At 73.5% G+C, this 411-nt stretch carries 1 protein-coding gene; it reads right to left on the reverse strand.

What is annotated here, in order from left to right; translation table 11 throughout:
• On the reverse strand, positions 1–377 hold a 377-nt coding region (locus B8460_RS20535), incomplete at its 3' end, for a glycosyltransferase (RefSeq protein WP_241771258.1).
• Positions 378–411 lie beyond the last annotated feature (34 nt).

The following is a 411-nucleotide window of genomic DNA, read 5'->3' on the forward strand; positions in this document are numbered from 1 at the left end:
GGCACCAGGGCGGCGGAGGCATCGTCCATGAAATCGAGATTGCCCGACCAGCCGGTCGCGACCACGGGACGGCCCAGCAGCATCGCCTCGGCCGGGATCAGCCCGAAGCCCTCGGCGCGGTGCAGCGACAGGACGATGTCGGCCGCGCGCGTCATGGCATGCGCGTCCGCCGCCGGCAGGGTGCGCGTCTCCAGCACCACGTTGCCCGCCTCCGCCGCCGCCGCGCGCAGGGTCGCGAAATCGTCGGGGAAGTCGCCCGGATTGCCCACTTTCAGCACCAGCATCCGGTCGGGCCGGCCGGCGAAGGCGGCGCGGTGGGCGGCGATGGCGCCGAGCGGGTTCTTGCGCGCCAGGGACGAGGCGAGGCTGAAGGACACGCTTGACCGGCTCTTGCTGGAACGCCACGCGGGG

The organism is Acidisphaera rubrifaciens HS-AP3, from assembly GCF_000964365.1.
Lineage (GTDB): Bacteria > Pseudomonadota > Alphaproteobacteria > Acetobacterales > Acetobacteraceae > Acidisphaera > Acidisphaera rubrifaciens.